Annotated in this window: 17 protein-coding genes and 1 pseudogene; 5 read left to right on the plus strand and 13 right to left on the minus strand. The window is 58.5% G+C overall.

The window, feature by feature from the left end; all coding sequences use genetic code 11:
• Positions 1–40 precede the first annotated feature (40 nt).
• From ACYZTL_RS10765 to ACYZTL_RS10775, 3 genes are all read left to right on the plus strand, one after another.
• Positions 41–541, plus strand: coding sequence for a hypothetical protein (locus tag ACYZTL_RS10765; protein WP_461951770.1), 501 nt, complete (start codon positions 41–43; stop codon positions 539–541).
• A gap of 246 nt (positions 542–787) precedes the next feature.
• Positions 788–1,492, plus strand: coding sequence for a hypothetical protein (locus ACYZTL_RS10770; RefSeq protein ID WP_461951771.1), 705 nt, complete (start codon positions 788–790; stop codon positions 1,490–1,492).
• Positions 1,493–1,879: 387 nt separating this feature from the next.
• On the plus strand, positions 1,880–3,307 hold the full coding sequence (locus ACYZTL_RS10775) for an aminotransferase-like domain-containing protein (RefSeq protein WP_461951772.1): 1,428 nt from the start codon (positions 1,880–1,882) through the stop codon (positions 3,305–3,307).
• A 106-nt stretch (positions 3,308–3,413) separates the two neighbouring features.
• Here ACYZTL_RS10775 and ACYZTL_RS10780 read toward each other — a convergent pair whose 3' ends face one another.
• From ACYZTL_RS10780 to ACYZTL_RS10825, 10 genes are all read right to left on the minus strand, one after another.
• The gene (locus ACYZTL_RS10780) at positions 3,414–4,214 is read right to left on the minus strand and encodes an N-acyl homoserine lactonase family protein (protein ID WP_461951773.1); all 801 of its coding nucleotides are present in this window, start codon (positions 4,212–4,214) and stop codon (positions 3,414–3,416) included.
• Positions 4,215–4,228: 14 nt separating this feature from the next.
• Positions 4,229–5,188, minus strand: coding sequence for a diiron oxygenase (locus ACYZTL_RS10785; RefSeq protein WP_461951774.1), 960 nt, complete (start codon positions 5,186–5,188; stop codon positions 4,229–4,231).
• Between the two features lie 67 nt (positions 5,189–5,255).
• Positions 5,256–6,014, minus strand: coding sequence for a TauD/TfdA family dioxygenase (locus ACYZTL_RS10790; protein ID WP_461951775.1), 759 nt, complete (start codon positions 6,012–6,014; stop codon positions 5,256–5,258).
• 21 nt (positions 6,015–6,035) lie between these two features.
• Positions 6,036–6,908 carry a branched-chain amino acid aminotransferase gene (locus ACYZTL_RS10795; protein ID WP_461951776.1) on the minus strand — a complete coding sequence of 291 codons (873 nt, stop codon included), beginning with the start codon at positions 6,906–6,908 and terminating at the stop codon, positions 6,036–6,038.
• Between the two features lie 24 nt (positions 6,909–6,932).
• The gene (locus tag ACYZTL_RS10800) at positions 6,933–8,273 is read right to left on the minus strand and encodes a KamA family radical SAM protein (protein ID WP_461951777.1); all 1,341 of its coding nucleotides are present in this window, start codon (positions 8,271–8,273) and stop codon (positions 6,933–6,935) included.
• Between the two features lie 41 nt (positions 8,274–8,314).
• A complete protein-coding gene (yfcF, locus tag ACYZTL_RS10805; RefSeq protein WP_461951778.1) occupies positions 8,315–8,962 on the minus strand; it encodes a glutathione transferase in 648 nt (215 codons plus the stop codon).
• A gap of 208 nt (positions 8,963–9,170) precedes the next feature.
• A complete protein-coding gene (locus ACYZTL_RS10810; protein WP_461951779.1) occupies positions 9,171–9,638 on the minus strand; it encodes a cupin domain-containing protein in 468 nt (155 codons plus the stop codon).
• Between the two features lie 82 nt (positions 9,639–9,720).
• The gene (locus tag ACYZTL_RS10815; protein ID WP_461951780.1) at positions 9,721–10,218 is read right to left on the minus strand and encodes a RidA family protein; all 498 of its coding nucleotides are present in this window, start codon (positions 10,216–10,218) and stop codon (positions 9,721–9,723) included.
• A 13-nt stretch (positions 10,219–10,231) separates the two neighbouring features.
• Complete coding sequence (locus ACYZTL_RS10820) at positions 10,232–11,548, minus strand: ATP-grasp domain-containing protein (RefSeq protein WP_461951781.1); 1,317 nt, start codon at positions 11,546–11,548, stop codon at positions 10,232–10,234.
• A gap of 42 nt (positions 11,549–11,590) precedes the next feature.
• Positions 11,591–12,691, minus strand: coding sequence for a hypothetical protein (locus ACYZTL_RS10825; protein WP_461951782.1), 1,101 nt, complete (start codon positions 12,689–12,691; stop codon positions 11,591–11,593).
• 147 nt (positions 12,692–12,838) lie between these two features.
• On the opposite strand from ACYZTL_RS10825, the gene ACYZTL_RS10830 reads away from it, so the two are divergent.
• Both ACYZTL_RS10830 and ACYZTL_RS10835 read left to right on the plus strand, forming a co-directional pair.
• Positions 12,839–14,257: an aminotransferase-like domain-containing protein gene (locus ACYZTL_RS10830; RefSeq protein WP_461951783.1), complete on the plus strand. Its 1,419-nt coding sequence runs from the start codon at positions 12,839–12,841 to the stop codon at positions 14,255–14,257.
• 551 nt (positions 14,258–14,808) lie between these two features.
• Positions 14,809–15,086 (plus strand): annotated as a pseudogene (locus ACYZTL_RS10835) (DUF3077 domain-containing protein).
• A 329-nt stretch (positions 15,087–15,415) separates the two neighbouring features.
• On the opposite strand, the gene cyoE reads toward ACYZTL_RS10835, so the two are convergent.
• Genes cyoE through ACYZTL_RS10850 form a run of 3 tightly spaced genes read right to left on the minus strand, consistent with a single transcriptional unit; the run spans position 15,416 to position 17,271 of the window.
• Positions 15,416–16,303, minus strand: a complete 888-nt coding sequence (gene cyoE / locus ACYZTL_RS10840) for a heme o synthase (protein WP_461951784.1) — start codon at positions 16,301–16,303, stop codon at positions 15,416–15,418.
• An 11-nt stretch (positions 16,304–16,314) separates the two neighbouring features.
• Positions 16,315–16,644, minus strand: a complete 330-nt coding sequence (gene cyoD / locus ACYZTL_RS10845) for a cytochrome o ubiquinol oxidase subunit IV (protein ID WP_461951785.1) — start codon at positions 16,642–16,644, stop codon at positions 16,315–16,317.
• Positions 16,645–17,271: a cytochrome o ubiquinol oxidase subunit III gene (locus ACYZTL_RS10850; protein WP_461951786.1), complete on the minus strand. Its 627-nt coding sequence runs from the start codon at positions 17,269–17,271 to the stop codon at positions 16,645–16,647. It lies immediately after the preceding gene.
• Positions 17,272–17,273: the final 2 nt, after the last annotated feature.

Below are 17,273 nucleotides of genomic sequence, written 5' to 3' on the forward strand. Positions count from 1 at the left end.
GCTATGATCCCGACATCTTTTTCGGCAAGGACGCTGTTCGATGCTCAATACCCTGCAAAACACCCCACTGTGGGTTTACGCACTATTTTTGCTGCTCTGTTACTACGGCATCAAAGCCCTTTCCCCGAACCGTGAAAGCAAAATTTCACTGCTGATCACACCGCCTATTTTGTTGGGCTGGTCGCTTTATTCGCTGAATCTGACGCTCAGTCCCTCACTATCAGTAAGTTGCTGGCTTGCTGCCGTGATCGCGGGTAGCGGCGTCGCACTGCTGATTTTTTCCCGCGAGGGTATCGAGCTGGATCAACCGCAAACCGCACTGATCGTGCCGGGCACCGCAAAAACCCTGGCGCTTTACCTGCTGTTTTTCGCTGTTAACTATTACTTTGACTATCAGGCCGAGGTTGATCCCGAGCACTCGGCCACGCTGCCGATGGTGTTGCTCAAGGCGTGTGCATCAGGCGTTACGAGCGGTTTGTTCTGCGGACGCTCGATCAGGTTTTATCAGATGTTCCATTCCCTCAAGACCGCCACTTTGTAGGCGCAAGCTTGCTCGCGATAAACCCAAGAGCGCTGCGGGGTGTCAGGCTTGCCGCGTCATCGTTGACAACCATCGTCGGAACGCCGCCCGGAGACAAGCTCGCTCCTACGGGGAATGGAGGCAGTTCTTTTGTCCGCTCGCCTGTTCACCCGTGACAACGCCGCGCAGGTCCAATAGATTAGGCGCCCTGAAAAGGCCTAGCGCTTTCTCGCCTCAACCCAAGTTTAAAGAAGTAGTGAAATTTCAATGTCCGATTCCAACACCGCTGAATCCGTAGTCACGTTGTCGTCCAAAGCGGAATACGAAAACTCCATCAATCTTTCACAGCATGTATCCCAGGCCAAGACCATCAGCGAGATGGTCCTGGACGCTTTCCAGTCCACCCGTGAAAGCGACCAGATCCGCGAGCTGCGCGCCGCGATTCGCCAGGCTCACGACAGCTTCGACGACGACAAAGCCTACGAACTGATGGGAGAACTCAAGCAGCTCAAGGACGCCGAAGCCGCCGACATCGCGTCGCTCGAAGACTTGAGCAGCAAATTTTCGATCGGCCGGATTCTCTCCAGCTTCAAGGACGATCCGGCGTTTCAGGAAATCGTCTACGGTTTGGCGCTGAAAGTGCTGAACCAGACGCATCAGGCCATCAGCAACCCGACCAGTGGCAAGAGCAAAACGGTCCGCGCCAAGAAAGAAGTCGAAGTGTTTACCATCAGCAAGGATGGCGTGAGCGTCACCCTGCCGCTGCGCACACCGCGCTCGCGACTGAACGTCGACCGTGAAGCGCTGGAATTCCTGGGCTTCACTTTCGTCGGCGAGGGCGATGAAGCCGAGCTGGAAAGCGAGACGTTCCTTGACAGCGCCGGGACCGAACAAGCGGTCAACCGCAAAAACATCATCACCGCGCTTCAGCAGCAAACCGCGTTCGAGGGCTACAGCATCGCCGCGCAGTAACACGACACACGTTTAATTGTGGCGAGGGGATTTATCCCCGTTCGGCGGCGAAGCCGCCTAAAACCGGATAATGCGGTGTTTCTGCAAAAACACAGTCGTCCTGCTTGGGGCGGCTGCGCCACCCAACGGGGATAAATCCCCTCGCCACGGGTCCACCCTCTCCACAGGTTTCTCGCTCGCTTCGAAATTCTCCTGACTGCACAGCATTGAGCCCCGCCCTAGAGCGGGGCTTTTTATTGCCCGCGATTCCTGCAAAAGCCCGATTACTCTCTCAGTATCGACGCCAGAAACACTTCCCTTCACCCTTGAGCACCACGGGTCCGCCTGCGGGGAACGTCAACTCACTTTCCAGCCCAAGACTTCAGTGGTGCGATTGCTGAGGTCATCATGCACACGACCCCTTTGTACCGTCAGTTAGCCAACCACTACCTCGACGCGATCCGCAGCGGCACCTTGAAAGCCGGTGAACGCTTTCCCTCCATTCGGCTGATGATGGAAAAACACGCCGTCAGCCTGTCGACCGCCGTGCAGGTTTGCCGGGAGCTTGAGGACTACGGCGTCCTTGAAGCCCGCCCGCGCTCCGGCAACTACATTCGCCAGCCGGACACCTTGCCCAAACCTGTCGCGACCGCTCCCCCGCTCCTCGACACCGGCGTCTACCTCGGCATTCACGAGCAGGTGTCATCGGTGCTCAAGGCCAGCCAGCGTGCGACGATCAAGGTCAATTTCGCCAGCGCCTACTGTGCGCCGGAGCTCTATCCGTTGAAGATTTTGCAGGAGCATATGATCAAGGCGCTGCGTCAGGATCAGCATTTGCTGGGTGCTCAAGGCTCGACCTGCGGCAACCTCGCACTGCGCAACATCCTGGCGCGAAGGGCGCTGACCGCCAAAGCCAATTTGACTGCCGAGAAGATTGTGATCACCAACGGCGCGACTGAAGCGATCAATCTGGCCTTGCGCGCGGTCACCCAACCCGGTGACACGGTGGCCGTGGAGTCGCCGACCTTCTACGGCTTGCTGCAAATTCTCGAGAGCCTGAACCTGCTCGTGCAGGAAGTCCCGGCGACGGCCCACGCGGGAATCAATCTGTTTGCGCTGGAACACCTGTTGCAAAGCCCCGAACGGATTCGGGCGCTGATCGTCATTCCCAACCTGCAAAACCCGCTGGGCAGCATCATGCCCGACGCCAACAAGGCGCGCCTGGTGCAACTGTGCGCCGAGCACGGCACGGTTCTGATCGAAGATGACACCTATGGTGACCTGGTAGATACCGTGCAGCCGTTGTCCACGCTCAAACACTGGGACCGTGATGACAACGTGATCTATTGCGCCTCGCTGAACAAAACCCTGGCGCCGGGCCTGCGCCTGGGCTGGATCAGCGCGGGGAAATGGCACGAGCGCGTGGAAATGCTCAAACACACTCAGACCCGCGGCTGTGAGGCGTTATCGCAACTGGCGGTAGGTGCGTTCATGAAAACACCCTCCTACGAACGTTACCTGCGTCGTTTGAGGAAAACGCTGACGCAACAACGCCAACAGATGAGTGCCGCGATCAAGCGCTATTTCCCACCGGGCACCTGCGTGACCGACCCTCGGGGCGGCACATTGCTGTGGGTGGAACTGCCTCGACACTATTCGTCCATGGCGCTTTTCCATGAGGCGTTGAAGGCGGGCATTCAGATTTCGCCTGGGGATATCTTTTCCAATACCCAGCGCTTCGATCACTTTGTGCGGATTGGTTGCGGGGCACCGTATTCGCCGAAGATAGAGGAAGCGTTAGCGACACTCGGCCAACTCCTCAAAAACCAGGCTTAACCACAATCCTGTAGGAGCTGCCGAAGGCTGCGATCTTTTGATCTTAAAATTCAAAATCAAGATCAAAAGATCGCAGCCTTCGGCAGCTCCTACAGGGGTCGAGTCGTCAGGTCGGGGTTTGGTGCAGGCAAATGATGTGCGGGTCGTCATTCCAGTGCGGGAATCGCTCGGCGATCAACGGGTCATGACCGGGAATGACGTGGTCTTCACCGTCGGCCAAACGTTCGATTTCGATAAACGCTTCAAGCGTCTGCGCCAGATCATCCAGAATCGGAAACGGACTGCGCTGACGAATGTTCGCCCACAAATGTGCAGCATCCGACGCCAGAACAATCCACCCGCGTTCGGTGTTCACCCGCACCACCTGGCTACCCGGCGTATGGCCACCCACCGGGTGCAGAGTCACGCCGGGAATCACCTCGACCGTGCCGGTATGCAGGCGCAACCGGCCTTCGAACAGCGGTGGCAGCGCCGACATCACATCTTCGACCTCGTAGGTTTTGTTCACCGTGCGATGGGCCATTTTTGGCCCGGTGCAGAAGCGCAGTTCCGCTTCCTGCAAATGCACCGTGGCTTTCGGAAACAACCCCAGGTTACCAGCGTGATCCCAATGAAGATGCGTGAGGATCAGGTTGTCGACCTGCGCCGGATCAATGTCCAGTTGACGTAGGGATTCTTCCGGCAGGCGATACATCTGACGGTTGCGCCGATCTGCCGTGGCCGGTTGAAAACAGGTGTCGACCACAATCACCTGCTGCTCGTTGCGAATGACCCAGAAGTAGTAGTCCAACGGCATCGACGCATTGGGATCACCGCAGCAGGCGTCGTAAAGAAAGTTCTCCCGTGCAGTGCGCTGGGCATTGGCGCCGACACGGATGGCGAATACTTCGTACACAGGAACGGACATTTTCACCTCCTGAATCAGGCCAAAGCCGCCGCTTTGAGCGTCGGACGGAAGTCGAAATCGATCTCGTCGGTAATCCCCAAGTCCTGCGCCAGACGATGCAGGCCGCTGTAGTCACGCATGATCGTGGCGTTCTTGTTGCTCTCCCGAGTGTCGGCAATGATCAGTGCAGCATCCTCAACGCCGAGCTGCGTCAGAATCGCCTCCCACATCGAGTAGTCCTGAGCGACAAAGGCACTCAGCGCCACCGACAACGTCTGTGCGAAAAATGCCCGCTGAGGTGGCTGCATGTTCGCGTACATGACCTTCGCCACCTCAGCGAGAATCTTGCTGTGGGCGTATTCGTCGCGGTTATGCAGTTCTGCCACGCGGCGGTTTTGCGGTTGAATGGTCTGATCGTCGGCCAGCAGATCCAGATAAGCGTTGACGCTGATCTCGGCCACCACCGCAAAGGTGATCGCCGCCAGGTCACGCTGCCACTGCTCGGGCAATGCTTCGCGCAGCGCAACGAGCCGCAGATAGGTGACCGACGGCGGTAGCTCCAGATCCTGATCGAGTGCGCGTTCCTCTTTGGTTCGCTCGATGGCGCGAAGGTGCATGAGCGTGTGGTAGTGCTCGTCGATCAACGTCTGCTGCATCGCCTCGCGAAAATGCCAGTCGTTTTTACCCAGGTACTGATTGGCGATGACACTCAGCGCCGGGTTCACCACGTGCTCTTCGGCCGTGACCGTGCGCAGGTTGTAGCCGATCCAGCCCCAGGTCACTACGGTGCTTTTGAGCTCATCGCTCAGGGCCTGGAATTTCGGGTGATGGAAAAACGGCACCATGCACTCCGGATAATCCGGGCGTGCCGGATCGAACGCTTCGCTGACCGAGGCCTTGTCCGGCGCACACACCGTGGCCCTTTTGGTCCAGGCCTGATTGAGCCGCACGACCAGTTGATGATCGACCTTGGCGATCTCGATTGCTGTTTGCATGACGCGATACCTGTAGGACGCGTACCCGCCGAGGGGTACGCCGATGGAATAGTGGGCGACAGATGAATCAGGCCAGCCAGTAGCGGGTCAGGTTTCGCGCCGGGTCAGTGTATCGACTGCGGGCGTGGATCATTCGCCAGTTGTCCCAAATCAGCATGCAGCCGTCGGGAATCAGCACCGGCGTATTGTTCTGGATGAAATATTCCTCGCCGAGCATCGCAAACCTGGCCAGCGGCGATGAACTGTTCGCCACCTTCGATTGCTGCAGATCGTCCACGGAAGGATTCACATCGCCGTAGTGAAACTGGTTGTAGCTGAAGCGGAAAATATCCCCGTCCTCTGTAGGCGTCAGGATGTATTCCTTGACCCGGCTTTGCGCGGATTCACCGGGTTTTGCGGTGGCCACGAACTCCACGGGTGTGTCGTCGATCCATTCACGCAACTCGGGTTCGGTGCGCTCGAGGAACGCGAGGAACTCATACCCGTCCACCAGCCCGGTATGCCCGCCACCACACGTGGCCTGATGATGACAATGCAGCGCCAGATAACGCGGCGGCGGTCCATAGACCGGCGCTTCGGTGTGCGGGCCGATGCCGTTCATGCTCTGGGAGTACGGCAACGCTTCATACCCTGGCTTGCGGGTAATGGCGAACGCAGTCTGCCCGTTGAATTGCGGAATGACCGGACCGAACTCATGCAGCGTGCCGACGACATCGTCGGCAAATTCGTCCGGTGTCAGCACCGTCCAGCCACGGGACGACAATTCTTCTTGGCGGTGGCCCAGTGAAACGTAAGGTTTAGACGCAACAATCCCTTGATCTGACATGGTGGTGTTCCTGGCGGTTTATCAGGCGTTAACGGTTGAGGTGTAAGCGACAATGAATTCGCGACAGGCGTTGCCCGGTCGATAGCGCTGTTCGTCGATGCTCTGTACGGGGGTGATTTCGGCAGCCGTGCCCGTCAGAAAACACTCATCGAAGTCGCCAAGCTCCGTAGGAAGAATCGTGCGCTCGACCACCTGGTAATCCAGCGCCCCGGCCAATTCGATAACGGTCTGGCGGGTGATGCCATTGAGGAAGCAATCGGGCAGCGGCGTGTGCAGCGTCCGGTCTTTGACGAAGAACACGTTGGCGCTGGTGGCTTCGGCGACGTGGCCCCGCCAGTCGAGCATCAGCGCATCGTGATAACCACTGTTTTCCGCATCGTGCTTGCTGAGCGTGGCGATCTGATAATGCCCGGACGCCTTGGCTTCGAACGGGCTGCTGCTCGGAGGCGGACGACGCCACTGCGCGGTCTTCAAGCGAATACCGCCCATGTGCCCCGCCGCGTCGAAGTAACTCGGCCATTGCCAGCAGGCGATCGCTACGTGCACGCGGTTGAAACGGGCCGAGGTCGAGATCATTTCACTGCCGCGCCACGCCACCGGCCGCAGATAACCGTCGACCACGTTGTTGCGTTGCAGCAGTTCATGGCTGGCCGCTTCCAGTTCCGCCAGCTCAAAGGGAATCGTGAAATCCATCAACTGTGCCGAGCGATACAGCCGCTCGCTGTGTTCGCGCAGTTTGAAGATTTTGCCGTTGTAGACGCGCTCCCCTTCATACACCGTACTTGCGTAATGCAGACCATGGCTCAGCACATGCAGCCGCGCCTGGGACCACTCGACGAACTCGCCGTCGAGCCAGATAAAACCTTCTCGCTGATCAAACGGAATACTGCTCATATCCCTATCTCCTGATGAATCGTCCTACGCCGTTTCGAGCAGGACCGGTATCAATTCGGGCGCTGCAACAGGCTCCGGCTGAAAGAAAAACGAGCGCTCGCCAAAGGCCGGCCTCAGTTGATCGAACCAAGTCGCTTGCGGATCGAATCGCGCATAGAACGTGCGCAACACCCACTGCGGATCGCGCGCCTGAAGGAACTGCAACACGAAGACTTTTTCCCCGGCCACGGTCTCGATGCCGTTGATCAACACCTTCCCGTAAAACGTGCTCATGGACGGCCCGCGCACCGTGCGCGCCAGCCCGGACACCGTTCGGTAAGCCGCCTGGAAAATCTCGAACGCCCGCGCCAGCGGCATCGCGAAGTAATGGCTCGGCCCGGTATCGCGCTCGACAAACATGTAATAAGGCACCGCTCCCAGCCGCACGCCTTCGGTCCAGAGTGCCGCCCAATCAGCGGGGTTTTCGTTGATGTGGCGGATCACCGGCGCCTGTATGCGCAAATTCGCCCCGGTGGAACGAATGCGCTCGATGGCCTGACGGGCGATGTCCTGGCGGATCTCCACCGGGTGGTTGTAGTGACCCATGACCGACAGGTGTTTCCCCGCTGCGATGATCCGTTTAAACAGTTCCAGCAACTCCGGCGCGTCCTTGTCGCTGACAAACCGTTGCGGCCAATACGCCACGGACTTGGTGCCGATGCGGATGCTTTTGAGGTGAGGCAGTTCCAGCAGCGGCTCGACGTACCCCGCCAGTGACCGGGTGTTCATAATCATCGGATCGCCACCGGTAATCAGTACATCGGTAACCTCGGTGTGCACCCGCAGGTAGTTCACCAGCTCCTGGGACTCGCGCGCGTTGAACTTGAGTTCTTCCTCGCCGATGAACTGCGCCCAGCGGAAACAAAACGTGCAGTAGGCGTGACATGTCTGACCGGCACCGGGGAAAAACAGCACGGTCTCGCGGTACTTGTGCTGTATGCCCTGAAGGACTTTTCCGTCCAGGGTGGCGCTGTTGTGCGTCAGCTGCCCGGCTGGATGAGGGTTCATGCGCAGCCAGATCGCTTCGATCCGGCGCTTGATGGCGACGGCGTCATCGCGCTCGATCAACTGTTTAAGCGACGCGTATTCGTCCGGCAACAGCATGTCCTTGTGAGGAAAGGTCATGCGAAAAATCGGATCATCCGGAATGTTGTCCCAGTCGATCAGCGTACCTAGGACATATTCATTGGTGCGAAACGGCATGACCCGGGCGACGATGGTCATGGCTTCCTGCAACGCTGGCGTCAGTTTTTGCCAGTACGGCGTGTCGCGAATGGTGCGTGAGTTATAGGGTTTGTATCTTTCCTGCTCCGACAGTCCCTGCATGGCAGCGCTCCTGGTGATTGCCTGGCGATGGCCTTAATAATTCAAGAGCGGATGGCCGGCGCTACGCGCTCTATATCCATCCAGGCTCGGACGCTGTCGCGATCCCATTGCCGTCGCACATACGCCGCGAGCCGCGCAGGAATCTGGTCACCATTGGCTACCAGTCGGTTGAGCATGATTGCCAGGTCGGTGTCGGCGATGCTCCAGTCACCGAACAGGTGATCGGCGCCCTCCTCCAGCAACCGGTCGGCGACAAAGAACAGTCTTCCGACAGCTGCCTGGGCGTCGTCCGACAACGGGGTTTCTTTCTTGCCGAAGTAAATGAGGTCCGCCGGACGCTCTTTGCGAATGACCAGCAGATCACTGCGCAACCAGGCCTGGAGTTGACGGGCGCGGGCGCGCTGCTTGATGTCCAGCGGGAACAGTTTGGGATGCCCCGGCGCGATATCTTCCAGATATTCGGCAATGGCCGAAGATTCCGACAGTGCAAAACCATCGTGAACCAGCGTGGGGATTTTGCAGGTCAACGATACATCACGATAACTTGCCTGATAGTTCTCGCGCGCTTTCAAGTCCAGCGTGACAAGTTCAAATGAAAGTTGCTTTTCCTTCAACGCCACAAATGCCGACATCGCAAAAGCACTGACAAAATCTGCGCCGACATAAAGTTTAAGCTTCGTACTGTCCATAGAACGCTCCCTTGCACTAACCACAATAGTCCGTTGAATTGGAAACGATCGTAGTTAGTTGATTAAGCGCTGAACAGATACAGAAACTATCTGTTTCTACGGATACAGAAGTTCAAAACACAAATGGCCAGGAGGGGTAGCAGAAATGAAAAAGGGAGTCTGCGAATGCGGACTCCCTGGTGGGCAACAGAGGGGAAAATTGAGCGTGTCAGACGGTGGCGTCAGCCGCACTGGAGAGCTGCGCCATTTGGGGCATGTTGCTCATGTTCAGCATGGCCAGCGGTTCAGTGGCGCTGGTGTTGACGAAGCCGTGCCGGGTCCAGGCAGGCACCAGCAACACGTCGCCGGGGCTGATGCTCACTGCATCGTCATCGCCCAGGGTCAACGTGCCGCTGCCGGACTGAATGATGAACAGGTGCCACCACGAATGCGCATGGCCATTCAGCGTCGTGCCCGGTTTCAACCATTGCATGGACACCGCCATCCCTGGCGTCAACTTGCAGCCTTCGGTGCTGTTGCCGTGAGCCAGCGCGACAATATCGATCTCGCTGGCCTCGAGACTCTGACGCATGTCTGTAAGTTCACCGCCCTTCCACACCTGTGCACTGACCGGCGGCTGGTTCAAACTCTGGCGAAAGTCCTTATATGAAAAAAACCCACCTTGAATGTTATTCATCCGCAAACACCGACTTATTATCGACTTAAGTGACCAGACACTAGGTGAACAATCAATCACTGTAAGGCCGACCAACTAACACTCACAACACCGAGGGCCGCAACGCCACAATCATGTCAACTTCTACGGCGGCATTTTTCGGTAACTGATAGACGCCGACAGTGGTTCGGGTATGTTTCCCCGCATCGCCCAACACATGACTGAAAACATCCGATGCGCCGTTGGCGACTTCACTGAGGTCTACAAAGTCTGCCGTGGACTTCACGTAAACCGTGATGCGTATCAGTGACTTTATTTTGTCCAGCGAGCCAATGGCGTCAACGATCAAGGCCAGGCCGCGCATGGCGCTGATGCTGGCGGCGGCTTGAGCATCCGTCAGGCTGAGCTCCAGCCCCACCCGGCCGGGGTACTGCATCTTGCCGCTCATGCGCGGCACCAGACCGCTGAGGTAGAGTTCGTCGTGATGCCGTATCAGCGGGGCGTAATGCCCGCCAGCCGTGTTCTCGCCGTAGATGTCATAGTCGAGTTCTTTCGCCAGGGCGATGAAGCGTTCGTCACACGACATTTTTTTTTCGTTCATTGACCCAACCCTCTTAACCAATAATGCTTGAAACATTGATCCCGAAGGCTCGACCCGCGGCTCTCGCCGGCGCTGCCAGACAGGTAACTTCGACGCGCGACTCGATGGCCTCTGCCAGGCGCAGCAGGTTGTCGCTGAGCTGTCCGTAGTCTTCGCAGAACAACACGATGTGGCCGATAAACGACGTGTTGTCTTTCACCAGTGCGGTGACTGAATCACTGAGGCGCTTGGCATACACCGCCTCGACCAGCTCGATGTTCAGTTCCCGGGCCAGGGACTCGATGTCCGGCACGTAGCGCAAAAGACCGCCGGCCGACGCCCGGAGCAGGCGAATGCCGCAATAACCACGGGCAACGGGATTGTGATGTTCGACTTTGCCTTCCACCGCCCACCTGACCCAGCGCTCCCACGGATCAAAATCGACAAACGCCAGACGCGCCAGATCCCAGATGTGCATGCCGCCGGGGCGCATGTTGGTTTCCACTGCCGAGGTCAGGCCGTCGTGGCGCAGGAAGATCTCGTTGTGATAGGCGCCGTTTTCCAGCGAGACCAGTCCGGACATATGCCGACCGGCAGCCGCCAGGCGAGCCTGTACATCAGCCGCCAACGGAGCCGGCACCACTTGCTGGATCTCCGCGCGATAAGCGCCTTCGGTGGTGGTTTTCTCGGTGACCCAGGTGCTGCCCGCGACGTAATCCCAGCTGTATTCCCGGGCGTTCTGAATCAACTCTTCGAGGACGATGCCGCCTTCGCGATAGGGCTTGAGCGCCTGCCAGGCCTCGTCGCATTCGGACGGATGATGGATGACCCGACAACCTCTGCTCGCGCCTTCGCAGGCCGGTTTGATGAAGGCTTTGCCGCCCAGTTCGACCACCCGTTGACGCAGTTCGGCCAGGCTTTCGATGCGTGCGGAAAACACCGGACGGTAATCCTCGGGCGCCGTGTCGGCGGTCGCTTCCAGTTTGCGAAAAATCTGTTTATCCAGCCCTGCTCGCGCCTCGCCAGGGGTAATGCCGGGCAGGCCGAAATGCGTGGCCAGCGCGGCGCCGAGCAGCACGCCACGGTCGGAAAATGGCAGGACGCCTATCAGTTTCCAGCAATCGACACTCAGGCAACCCGCCACCAGCTCGACCGAATCGGCGATGTCCGGCAGCTCCATCGAGGCCGTGCACACGTGATCCGCCACCTGATCGTCATCGGTTTGAATCTGCTCGACCACCAGGATCAGCCTGGCGTTATAGAGATTCTTGCAGAGGTCGCGCAGCTTCTGGATATCGTGAACCCGATTGCCGTTGTACCCGACCACTACTACGCATGACGTCGTATTCATGAAGCCTCCGACCTGTGGAGTAAAAAACGCAAACGCGGTGACTCAGTCGTGCAGTGACGCGTTGGATTTACGGTTGAGCCAGTACCAGGCGAGGATGCCGCCCGCACCGATGGCAGCCAGCACCAGGGCGTTATAGGGCGGCGGCATGACTCGCATGATCAGCACCGTCAGCCCGGCGCCGACGCCAAGGGCCACTTCCTTGACGAACATGTTGTTCTGCTTGACCGAGAAGTAATCGAGGTAGCTGAACGCGCACTCGGCGATGGACAGCAGCGCTACCCAGATCAATGCGCCGGCGAGGGTTTCGACGTGGAACGCGGCCGGTGACGAGAGCACGGCGAAGCCGCCGATGATGATCCCGATGACAGCGACCACTTTGAAGCGCCCGGTGCGCTCAATCAGTTTCATCACCGGCACCTGGGCGAACACCACCACGGCGCTGTTGAGGATCAGCATCAAGCCATACCAGGCCGGCAATTCACCGGTCTTGAGCAGGATCGCCTGGGGCAGAATCGAGAACACGCCAAACAACTTGATGCCCATGATGATGCCGGCGATGGCCCACGGCAGTTTGTTGCGCCAGCCGCTGCCGTCATGGGTCACCGGGCTTGCAACAACCGGTTGGGTGGTGAAGGTCGCGCCCATGGCGATGGGCAGGCACAGCAGAACGAAACCCGCGGCACCGAGGAAAAACAGGGGGGGGGTCAGCAGCGGTGACAGCAGGATCAGCCCCGCCACCAGACTGCCCATGTTCATGGCGACGCGGTTGTAGGCCGCCCCCTCTTTGGTCTGAGCGGCTTCGCTCTTGATCAGGTAACCGGCAATGGCAATGCCGTAGGCGAACAACGCAGCGGCGAACATCACCATGCCCTGGTTGCTGGTGACCGCGAGCAACACCAACCCGAGGGCGGCACACAGCAGCGTGACGCTCAGGGAACGACGGCCGAGTATCAATAACGTCAGCGGCAGCAGCAACAGCAAGGCCCGATAACCGAGGGCGAGGACGCTGTTGGTGGCGGTGTCGAGCCAGACGTTGGCCTTGCCCAGCACGGCAAACAGCGACACGGCGGTGATGATCCGGATCGTGAACAGGCGAATGTTGATCACCGGTTTGGCGACGGCGATCGTTGTTTGAACACTCATGCAACACCTCTGGAACCAGCTACTGTTCAGGCGCCAAGCGCGAACAACAGGAAAGTCTGTAAGGTGATGGTAGAGAGAGACGCTTGTTTTCATCAGAGCAAGTTCGTATAGAATCAAACGAAGTTTACTGCCGGAGAGACCAGTAAAATGCAGGTTCAGCGTGCAGTGATCGCCGCCATCGAGTTCCAGCCGGGTGTACCGCTGGTCCAGCAGATCGTCGATCAATTGTCGGTGGCGATCAGCCAGGGCGGGCTGCCTCATGGCTCCCGGCTGCCGCCGATTCGCGAACTCTCCGAGTTGATGAACGTGGGCAAGTCCACGGTGGTGGATGCGCTGGACCGCTTGCGGGCCAAGGGCCTGGTGGTTTCACGCCAGGGTTCGGGGCATTACGTGCACCGTTCCAACACCACGCTCAAGACCGATGCCGGCCCGGACCTGCAACCTCAAGACACGCTGAGCGTGGTCCGCCGCGCGGTACTGCAGGACAATGGCTCGCTGCGCCCCGGCGCCGGTTTTCTGCCTTCTTCGTGGCTGCCGGCGGAAGAATTGCTGAAGGCCGTGCGCGGCACCCTGCGCGCCACCTCTCTGCGCATGGGCGAATATGGCGTCGCGGCCGGTTACCTGCCGCTGCGCGAGGCGTTGCGGGTCAAACTGTCGGCCATCGGTATCGAAGTGCCGGTGGATCAGATCGTCACCACGGCCAACACCGTGCAGGCCATCGACATGCTGATGCGCCTGCTGGTCAAACCCGGCGACACGGTGCTGCTCGACGATCCGTGTTACTTCACCATGCACACCAACCTGGCCTTGCATGGTGCGCGGGTCATCACCATCCCCCGTGGGGCTGATGGCATGGACCTTGAGACCTTCGAGCGATTGCTGATTGCCCATCGGCCCGTGCTCTACATGACCAACAACACCCTGCACAACCCGACCGGGCACTCGTTCTCCCCGGCGCAGGTTTACCGGTTGCTGGAGTTGAGTCACCGCTATGGTTTCCACATTGTCGAAGACGATTTGTATTGCGACTTGCAACAGCGAAGCACGCCGCGCCTGGCTGCAGGCGGACTGGACAACGTCAGTTATGTATCCGGATTCTCCAAGACCCTGACAGCGAACAGTCGGGTCAGCTACGCGGTGCTTTCGCCGCAACTGGCCGCACGGATGATCACCCTGAAAATGGCTTGCGGTGGCATGACGTCGGAACTGGCGGAGCAGATTATCTGCACGATGCTCAGCGATGGCAGCTACGCCAAACACACCCGGCGCACGGTGGATCGGCTGTATGAGTCGAGCAGTCGGGTGACCAGTTGGCTGATAGAGGCCGGTTGCTCGGTTTCATCGCTGCCGCATGAAGGGTTGTTTCTCTGGACGCGATTGCCCGAAGGGTTTCATGCCGAAACGCTGGCGAGGAAAGGTCTGGATATCGACCTGGTGCTGGCGCCTGGCACGCTGCTCAGCAAAGCGCCGGATGCCAGTCAGTTCCTGCGGTTCAATGTCGCCCACAGCGATAACACCCAGGTGCGCGACCGATTCTTCCACCTGCTCGACACACAAAGTAAATAACTGCCCGACACTAACCTTGTGGGAGCGGGCTTGCTCGCGAAGGCGCCGTATCAGCCAGCATCAATGTCGCCTGACACACCGCATTCGCGAGCAGGCTCGCTCCCACAAGGATTGCGGTGATCACACTGTCGACCGACAGGATCAGACCAAAGTCATCGTCTACAAGATATGTCGCCCGACATGCTCACAAGCCACCAGATCGCTACGATTGCGGCTTCTAAAAATGCCCGATAGCTTGAGGTTGTCGCTGCCAATTCAGCGACCGGGCCTGATAACCCGGGTAAGATGCGCACGCACTGCGCCCAACCTCTCGATTGTCGGCGTTTTTTTACGTCCGAATTTTCGTGTAATGGCGGCTGTGCGTGGGAGACCTTCCGGTCTGCCGGGTCGTGCATCTCCGGTTTATCAGCCTGCGCACAGCTGCCACCCATTCGCCTGATAACGAACGTGGCAGCCCTACTTTGTTATGGAGTATTGCTGATGCACGCTATTGAACTGTCTGCTTTATCGGTCGTCCCCGAAACCGCCCCACCAAAGGACGGTGAAGGCCAATGACCAATCCCAAAGATCTAAAAACCATCGGCCTCACCCCCTTCCCTACCACGCCAACCAACCGCTGTTCCGAATCAACCGTGACGTCCCGATCATTCAGGCGCTCTACCACGCCTCCGACCTGCTCCATATCGCCAAACGTCTCGCCTCAGACGCCGCTATGATTCGCGATAGCGACCGGCATGCCTGGGCATCGCATTTTTTGCAGGATATGAGTAAAGCGATTATCGATGATGTGGCGAAGGTGCTAGACGCACCGTGTAACAACCGCGTTTGAATGAAAAAGCCCTGCGCATCTTTCAATGCGCAGGGCTTTTTGTGCCGCCTGTTGGCTTGAAAAAACATCTAGCTATTTATCTGAAGTTATAGCCTCTTCTCGCTATGACCTTTTTATCCCTTCCATACTTGATACACCGCGGCGCGGCCTTCGCGAGCAAGCCCGCTCCCACATGGGATCGGTGTTGCCGCCAACTTTGAACACGACACTTCCCCCCTGTGGAAGCGGGTTTGCTCGCGAAGGCGGCAACCCGGTCTACCAAAAAACACCCAACAAAAAACCCCGCCCTTCTCTCAAAGGGCGGGGTTTTTCTTTACAGCATCCGACGCTTAAGGCGCGTACGTCAGCAGCAACTCGGTCGGCACTTTGAAGTCCAGGGACATCATCACGCTCAACGCGGTAATGGTGAAGATCGAGAACACGAACAGCTTGCGTGCCCAGACCGTGTCATCCACTGCCTTGTAGCCGGTCCAGGCCATGTACAGCCAGTACATGCCCATGGCCGCGGCGACGGCGAGGTAGCTCATGCCGGCGTAGCCGCTGAAGGTCAGCATCAAGGTCGCCACGAGGAAGGCCAGGATGTAGATCAGGATGTGCTTCTTCGCCACTTGAATCCCGCGCTTCACAGGCAGCACCGGAATCGATGCGGCCAGGTAATCGTTGAAGCGGAAGATCGCGATGGCATAGGAATGCGGCATCTGCCACAGGCTGAACATCACCAGTAGCGTCAGTGCGGCCATGTCGAAGCTGTTCGTCACAGCGACATAACCGATCACCGGCGGCATCGCACCCGACAGACTGCCCACCAGCGTGCCGTGAACCGACTTGCGCTTGAGGTACAGGCTGTAGAAGCCGACGTAGATGACGAAACCAATCACCGCGAACAAAGCGGCCAACGGGTTGGCCACCTTGTACAGCAACGCAACGCCGACGACACCCAGGACGGTCGCGAAGGCCAGGGCCAGTTTCAGGGAGACAAAGCCCTGGACCAGCGCCCGGTTCTTGGTGCGTTCCATCTTGATGTCGATGTCGCGGTCGATGCAGTTGTTGAACACGCAACCGGAAGCCACCACCAGCGACGTGCCGATCATGGCGGCCAGGAAAATGGCCAGATCGACATGCCCTTTCGACGCCAGGAAAAATCCGCCTGCCACTGAAAGCACGTTACCGAAAATGATCCCCGGTTTGGTGATTTGGATAAAGTGCTTCAAGGACATCCGGACTTACCTCAGTGCGCCATCATGTTGGTGTGGATGCTGAACATGATCCACAGCGACAGGCCAACCAGCAGGACAATCACGATCGCGGCGAATACAAACGCAATCACGTTGTTACGCTGCGCGGCCGAACGGTCCAGGTGAAGGAAGTACACCAGGTGCACCAGCACCTGGATCACTGCGAAGGCCAGTACGATCCACAGGGTCAGGGCTTTCGGCAGCGACGGGTACATCACCAGACCGAACGGGATCAGGGTCAGGATGACCGACAGGACGAAGCCAATGACGTAGGACTTGACGCTGCCGTGACCGGCGTCGTCGTGGGAATGAGTGTTAGCCATTTACATAGTCCCCATCAGATAAACAACGGTGAATACGCAGATCCACACCACGTCCAGGAAGTGCCAGAACAGGCTCAGGCAGCTCAGACGGGTCTTGTTGGTCGCCGTCAGGCCGTTTTTCTGCACCTGGTACATCATGATCGCCATCCAGATCAGACCGCTGGTCACGTGCAGACCGTGGGTGCCGACCAGGGTGAAGAACCCGGACAGGAAGCCGCTGCGGCTAGGGCCGAAGCCTTCGGAGATCAACACGTGGAACTCGTTGATTTCCATGCCGATGAAGCCGGCGCCGAACGCGAAGGTCATGGCCAACCAGCCCAGGACCTGCTTTTTGTTACCCCGGAAGAACGCCAGCATGGCGAAGCCGTAGGTGATCGAACTGAACAGCAGCAGAGCGGTTTCGCCCAGTACGTATGGCAGCTCGAAGATGTCGTGGCCCGACGGGCCACCCGCTACGTTGTTAACCAGTACCGCGTACGCCGCGAAGATCGACGCAAACAGAATGCAGTCGGTCATCAGGTAGAGCCAGAAACCGAATACGGTCATCTCGCCCGAGTCGTGGTGATGGTCATCGTGCCCATGTCCATCGACATGGGTGTGTCCAGCATTGGTCACTAAGTTCGACATGG

The organism is Pseudomonas sp. LB3P81 (assembly GCF_054897965.1).

What these genes read in the sequence shown, in the direction of transcription:
- ACYZTL_RS10800 (WP_461951777.1), bottom strand. Translation starts at nt 8,273, where the DNA reads ATGCAGGGACTGTCGGAGCAGGAAAGATACAAACCCTATAACTCACGC.
- ACYZTL_RS10815 (WP_461951780.1), bottom strand. Translation starts at nt 10,218, where the DNA reads ATGAACGAAAAAAAAATGTCGTGTGACGAACGCTTCATCGCCCTGGCG.
- ACYZTL_RS10780 (WP_461951773.1), bottom strand. Translation starts at nt 4,214, where the DNA reads ATGTCCGTTCCTGTGTACGAAGTATTCGCCATCCGTGTCGGCGCCAAT.
- ACYZTL_RS10820 (WP_461951781.1), bottom strand. Translation starts at nt 11,548, where the DNA reads ATGAATACGACGTCATGCGTAGTAGTGGTCGGGTACAACGGCAATCGG.
- ACYZTL_RS10830 (WP_461951783.1), top strand. Translation starts at nt 12,839, where the DNA reads ATGCAGGTTCAGCGTGCAGTGATCGCCGCCATCGAGTTCCAGCCGGGT.
- ACYZTL_RS10825 (WP_461951782.1), bottom strand. Translation starts at nt 12,691, where the DNA reads ATGAGTGTTCAAACAACGATCGCCGTCGCCAAACCGGTGATCAACATT.
- yfcF (WP_461951778.1), bottom strand. Translation starts at nt 8,962, where the DNA reads ATGGACAGTACGAAGCTTAAACTTTATGTCGGCGCAGATTTTGTCAGT.
- ACYZTL_RS10775 (WP_461951772.1), top strand. Translation starts at nt 1,880, where the DNA reads ATGCACACGACCCCTTTGTACCGTCAGTTAGCCAACCACTACCTCGAC.
- cyoE (WP_461951784.1), bottom strand. Translation starts at nt 16,303, where the DNA reads ATGTCCTTGAAGCACTTTATCCAAATCACCAAACCGGGGATCATTTTC.
- ACYZTL_RS10810 (WP_461951779.1), bottom strand. Translation starts at nt 9,638, where the DNA reads ATGAATAACATTCAAGGTGGGTTTTTTTCATATAAGGACTTTCGCCAG.
- ACYZTL_RS10770 (WP_461951771.1), top strand. Translation starts at nt 788, where the DNA reads ATGTCCGATTCCAACACCGCTGAATCCGTAGTCACGTTGTCGTCCAAA.
- ACYZTL_RS10785 (WP_461951774.1), bottom strand. Translation starts at nt 5,188, where the DNA reads ATGCAAACAGCAATCGAGATCGCCAAGGTCGATCATCAACTGGTCGTG.
- ACYZTL_RS10795 (WP_461951776.1), bottom strand. Translation starts at nt 6,908, where the DNA reads ATGAGCAGTATTCCGTTTGATCAGCGAGAAGGTTTTATCTGGCTCGAC.
- ACYZTL_RS10850 (WP_461951786.1), bottom strand. Translation starts at nt 17,271, where the DNA reads ATGTCGAACTTAGTGACCAATGCTGGACACACCCATGTCGATGGACAT.
- ACYZTL_RS10790 (WP_461951775.1), bottom strand. Translation starts at nt 6,014, where the DNA reads ATGTCAGATCAAGGGATTGTTGCGTCTAAACCTTACGTTTCACTGGGC.
- cyoD (WP_461951785.1), bottom strand. Translation starts at nt 16,644, where the DNA reads ATGGCTAACACTCATTCCCACGACGACGCCGGTCACGGCAGCGTCAAG.
- ACYZTL_RS10765 (WP_461951770.1), top strand. Translation starts at nt 41, where the DNA reads ATGCTCAATACCCTGCAAAACACCCCACTGTGGGTTTACGCACTATTT.